This is a genomic window from Flavobacteriales bacterium (assembly GCA_013001705.1).
GTDB lineage: Bacteria > Bacteroidota > Bacteroidia > Flavobacteriales_D > JABDKJ01 > JABDLZ01.
On record JABDLZ010000288.1, the window covers coordinates 1 to 5,279 of the forward strand.

General features: G+C 48.3%; 5 protein-coding genes. 2 read left to right on the forward strand and 3 right to left on the reverse strand.

Annotated features, from left to right (window positions below):
- Positions 1-751, reverse strand: a 751-nt coding sequence (locus HKN79_11420; protein ID NNC84176.1) for a hypothetical protein, incomplete at its 3' end; no start/stop codon positions are given.
- A 97-nt stretch (positions 752-848) separates the two neighbouring features.
- Here HKN79_11420 and HKN79_11425 point away from each other — a divergent pair.
- Together HKN79_11425 and HKN79_11430 are read left to right on the forward strand one after the other, a co-directional pair.
- Positions 849-1,124 (forward strand): T9SS type A sorting domain-containing protein, encoded by a 276-nt coding sequence (locus HKN79_11425; GenBank protein ID NNC84177.1) that lies wholly within the window; start codon positions 849-851, stop codon positions 1,122-1,124.
- Positions 1,125-1,168: 44 nt separating this feature from the next.
- A complete protein-coding gene (locus tag HKN79_11430) occupies positions 1,169-2,641 on the forward strand; it encodes a T9SS type A sorting domain-containing protein (protein ID NNC84178.1) in 1,473 nt (490 codons plus the stop codon).
- Positions 2,642-2,654: 13 nt separating this feature from the next.
- On the opposite strand, the gene HKN79_11435 is transcribed toward HKN79_11430, so the two are convergent.
- Together HKN79_11435 and HKN79_11440 are read right to left on the reverse strand one after the other, a co-directional pair.
- Positions 2,655-5,072 carry a phenylalanine--tRNA ligase subunit beta gene (locus HKN79_11435; protein ID NNC84179.1) on the reverse strand — a complete coding sequence of 806 codons (2,418 nt, stop codon included), beginning with the start codon at positions 5,070-5,072 and terminating at the stop codon, positions 2,655-2,657.
- A gap of 41 nt (positions 5,073-5,113) precedes the next feature.
- Positions 5,114-5,279 (reverse strand): sensor histidine kinase (locus HKN79_11440; GenBank protein NNC84180.1); only part of this gene is annotated, 166 nt, incomplete at its 5' end.

Below are 5,279 nucleotides of genomic sequence, written 5' to 3' on the forward strand. Positions count from 1 at the left end.
GCTCCTGACCGTATGCTTTCAAGAGATTGGCCCAAAGAATGGGGAAGGCACGGAACTTACATGCCGTCTCGAAGTAAGCAGTATCCGCGGAGAGGTTGATGCTCATGTCCGAGGCCAAATTGCTGTCTATATCCAAGTAGGCTTTGACCTGAGACAGGGTAAAGGCCAATTCCTGTATTGGGCTAGCCCCCGCTGTTGCATATCGATCTCCTTCTAAGGATAGGGTCTTCCAATGCGCTTGATCCGAAGTGCTCTCCGCAAAGAGTTTGACCATATCAGGGATAAAGGAGGCGGAGTCATATTCTCCAGTGACCAATAGTGCGCCAAATGGATCGAATAGATATCCTCCTTTCAATGTCTTCTCATCCCATCCTTTGGACTCGATAAATGCTGGCCAGTGGATATGGAAGTCAGCGCCACCTATTTCTATCTGAACGATATCGACCATCACGTCTTGGAGGTCTTTGGACAGATCCTCACAGGTCAAGGAGATCGAATCCACACCTGCCTTAAGTGATGCTAGGATCAGTTCGTTCTTAACTCTTATCCCCGAGAAATCCTGGTGGATGCGCCATGGACTTTGGGGTCCGGTATCTAGTGTTGTACGATTCTCGGTCTTGCGATAGAATGGCCGTATCTCTATCCCATCCTCGGTCTGCGAAATGACCTGGTCGAAAGGAGCTCCTTTAAGTTCTTTACGTATCCGTTCTTCCCAGTCGTGTGTGCTGTCTGTATCGAATGACTTGGTCATGGGTTAAATGTAACTCAACCTCTCAAACTAGCGCCCAACACGATCTCCAAACTCTGTTGTACCTGCTTCGGAAATCAGAGAAGAAAGGAGTACAAACTTGTCTAAGCAGGATGAAAAGGAACTGGACAATCAGCTTAGGATCTATCCCAATCCGGCCATCGATGACCTTAACATTCAAGTACAAGGAAGAAATGGAGCGAGGGGTCACCTGTTGATCTTCAATAATGGCGGTATATTAGTAAGGCAGAAACGATGTTCAGATGTTGGTCAGGCCATGATCAGTTTGGAAGGGCTGAGTGCTGGGCACTATATTATTGTAGTGGAGATGGAGAATAATGAACACTTTACAAAAGGATTCGAGATAGTCAAATGATGCGGACCATAGGCATAGTAGTCATTCTGGTATCTTCCCTTTGCTTGAGAGGCCAATTCACCTATTTCAATCAGATAGCAGGTGGGGTGTCGGATACCTTGGCCGATGTCTACTATAATGTGGAGTTGATCGATGATACCATTTACACCTTTGGTGGTGTTATCGACTTTGTAGATGGTCTTCGATATAAGTTGGGGAAATTCGATTTGGAAGGGAATTTGATCCTCGAGAAGGAATATCAGGTCACTTATCCGGTTTTTTGGTCCAGTACAAAAGCCTCTTTTGTCAAGACAGACGATGAGACCGCCTTTTATATGACCGTGGGAATAGCGGATAGTATTACAAGTGGACTGGTTGGGAAGTTCGATAAGAATCTGGATACTCTCTGGACCAAGCGGTACGATAACTTCTCTCCATATACCTTGATGCGAAGGAATATGGATGTAGGGGATGGCATTGTTGTCGTAGGGGAGTTCAATGCAGATGGCACTCAAAGAGGGACCATGCTGACCAAGGTCGACTATGATGGGGATATCATTTGGGATGAGGTGTTACGCCAAGGCAGTGGCAATTTCTATCGTAACGGCTCCATCGTGGAGCATGAGGGCTATTATCTGGTGGGAGGCTATCGGGACCTGGCTGGTGATTCCCCTCGTTCCGGATACCTCACTAAATGCTCGCCCATCGATGGGGACAGGGAATGGGAATACCTGGATCAGGATACCGGCTTCGGTACACGAATCGGATTTGAAGTCTGTAGTACTACGAACGGACGACTCTTGGCAGCAGTGAGTAGTCAGTATGAACAATCAGGATCTGCTCTGCAATTCTGGACCAAGATCAAACTTTTGGAAATCGACATTATATATGAGGAAGTCATTTCTACGATAGAGTATTTCACCGAATATGAGATGGCAAATGGATACCTTAAGAAGATTATCGCCACAACGGATGGTGGATGTTTGATCATGGGTGAGGAGAGTGCACAAGGATTTCCTCAGCTATCTTCATTCCTTCTAAAACTGGACTCCATGGGCAATCAAGAGTGGTTCAATTATTACGCCTATTCATTTGGAGATGATAAATTAAGTAGGCCTTTTGACATAGAACAGACATCCGATGGAGGCTATGTTCTGGCAGGAGAGTATAGCAATTGGAATGTAGGATCTGGACAACGGGGTTGGCTGCTCAAGATAGATGCCTGTGGTGATGTAGAATGGCAGGGATGTGAGCAGACAAGTGGACTATGGGACACCTCGACTACGCTCGGTGACCCTCTGAGTATATATCCCAACCCTGCGGAAAACCACCTCAGTATTTCTCTTCCCGAAGGAATGGAGAAAGCGGAGATCCAACTCATCAATATGCATGGTCAACGAGTGGTGCACCAGGTATTTGACAATCTATATGAAACGACCATAGCGCTGGATCTGGCTGCTCTCAATAGCGGAATATATACTCTGGTGCTATCTACTTCATCAAGTGAGTACTACACAGAAAAGATAATGATCGAGTAAGTCAAGTCCAGGTTCAACCTCTCAAACTAGCGCCTAATTCCTGCTCCAAGCGCTGCTGGATCTTCTTCATCAACTTGTCCACCACCTTATCGGTCAAGGTCTTGTTCTCATCCTGTATGACAAATGATACCGCATAGGATTTCTTACCTTCTGGTAGGTTCTTGCCCTCGTATACATCGAAGAGACCTACTTCCTTGAGCAATGGCCCTGCGCTTTTCACCGCCAATTCCTCTATCCGCTGGAACTCCACTCCGCTATCCAAGAGAAGTGAGAAATCCCGTCTGACCGCTGGGAACTTCGGTATATCCCTCACCTGCATCCTACGGCCGTGGATATGGGCGGTGATGTAGGTCCAATCGATATCCGCAAAATATACCGCCTGCTTCACATCGAATTTCTTGAGTACGGTCTGGGAGACTATTCCTGCCTTGGCAATGCTCTTGCCTTTATGCGTCCAAGACCTTGCTTGTTGATAAAGCTCATCGGTCTCATCGCTCTGTGCCGTATCCTCGAGGTCGAATCTGGATAATATCTCAGTCACCACCGCGGAAAGGTCGTAGTATGAGCTTTTGAGCGTCTCGGTGTCCCAGTTCTCCGCATCGCGAACCCCTGTCAGGAAGATCGAGAGGCGGTCATTTTGCTCATAACCATCGCCTTGCTTGAAATAAGTGGACCCGAATTCGAATCCCTTCATATCCGGCATTTGACGATTCTGGTTATAGGCAATACTTTCCAAAGCACCCCACATAAGACTCTGCCTGAGTACAGCCAGATCCTGACTCAATGGGTTGAGCATGCTCACGGCCGTATCCTCACCCTTGGCGAGCAAGGAAGGGTAATCAGCGGAGGAAAGGCTATTACACATGATCTCCGTATATCCCATACCATTGAGCAGGATACTCAACTTCTCGCGCGCTCCATGGCGATCCGGGTCGGAATTATGGACGATACTGTTCCTGAGCTGCTCTGGCATCTCGATCCGATTGAATCCGTATATCCGCAGGACCTCCTCTACGACATCGGCCTGCCGGGTGACATCCACCCTATACGTAGGTATGCGGACCTTCCATAAGTTGCCATTGGTGGCCAGCACCTCGATGTCCAGCGATTGAAGGATGGACCGCACTTCGTCCAAGGGGATCTCCTGACCGATAAGACTGAAACAAGCGTCCACATCGAAATCCAATTCCAAAGGCTCCACTTTCTGGGGATAGAGATCGGTGATCTCGGAAGCCACATGGGCTCCTGTCAGCTTACAGATAAGGTCAGCAGCTCTTTGCAGCGCGTAGAGGGGGTTGTTAGGGTCCACGCCACGCTCAAAGCGGAATCCCGAGTCCGTACTCAATCCATGGCGCTTATTGCTTTTCCTTACGGAAACAGGATCGAAGACTGCGCTCTCCAAGAATATGGACGTAGTCTCCTCAGAAACTCCACTATGCAGTCCACCGAATACCCCTCCGATACACATCGAAGTGCTTCCATCGGCTATCATGAGATCATCCTCATGCAGTTCTCTTTCTACCTCATCCAGCGTGACGAATTTCTCACCTTTCTCGGCCTTGCGCACCTTGATGACATTTCCATCGATCTTCTCTTTGTCGAATGCATGCAAGGGTTGGCCGGTCTCATGCATCACATAATTGGTGATGTCCACCACATTGTTGATCGGACCAAGTCCAATGCTCTTCAAGGCGTTCTTCAACCAATCTGGAGATGGTCCTACTTTGATACCTTCTAGCTCAAGTCCTGTGTATCTGGGACAGGACTCTGGGGCCGATAATTCGACTTGGATGGACTTGGTCGCTTGTGTGTGGATAGAGACCTCAGGCCAGCGGACCAGCGTAGTGCTGGACTGATTCAAGAAAGCCGCTAGATCTCGCGCGACTCCAATGTGCGATATCGCATCCGAGCGATTGGGAGTAAGGCCGATCTCAATGATATCATCTTGATAGATATCTACCACCTCGGACAAGGGAGTGCCAATGGCTTTGTCTGTATCAAGCACCATGATACCATCGTGTCCTTCGCCTAGACCTAGCTCATCTTCTGCACAGAGCATTCCCTCAGAAACTGCTCCTCGTATCTTGGATTTCTTTATCTTGAAAGAATTGCCGTCCGGCATATGTATCTCACAACCGACCATGGCCACAGCAACTTTCTGGCCCTCGGCCACATTGGGTGCTCCGCACACGATATCAAGGAGTTCATCTCTTCCAACATCTACCTTGGTGACCTTGAGCCTGTCGGCATCCGGATGTTGGGCCACTTCTTTTACCTCTCCTAAGCAGAATCCCTTGAGTCCTCCTTTTACGGATTCATAGGACTCGATACCCTCTACTTCGAGTCCGGTATCGGTGAGTATTCGTCCGACTTCTTCCACGGGAAGGTCGGTATCGATGTACTGTTTGAGCCAGTTGTATGAAATCTTCATGCGCCTCTAGATGAAAGCGCAAATTTAGCCTAATCGCGTTGCTAATTCTTCGCTTTCTGCAAGGTGAAACTGAAGGTAGAACCTTTGCCGACCTCACTTTTGGCATTGATGGACTGACCGTGACTCTCAATGATGTGTTTTACGATAGATAGGCCAAGGCCAGAGCCCCCCACATCACGGGATGGACTCTTATCCACCCGATAGAAT

Bases quoted from the DNA above. Each gene is read 5' to 3' on its own strand.
- HKN79_11435 (NNC84179.1), bottom strand. From the start codon at position 5,072: ATGAAGATTTCATACAACTGGCTCAAACAGTACATCGATACCGACCTT.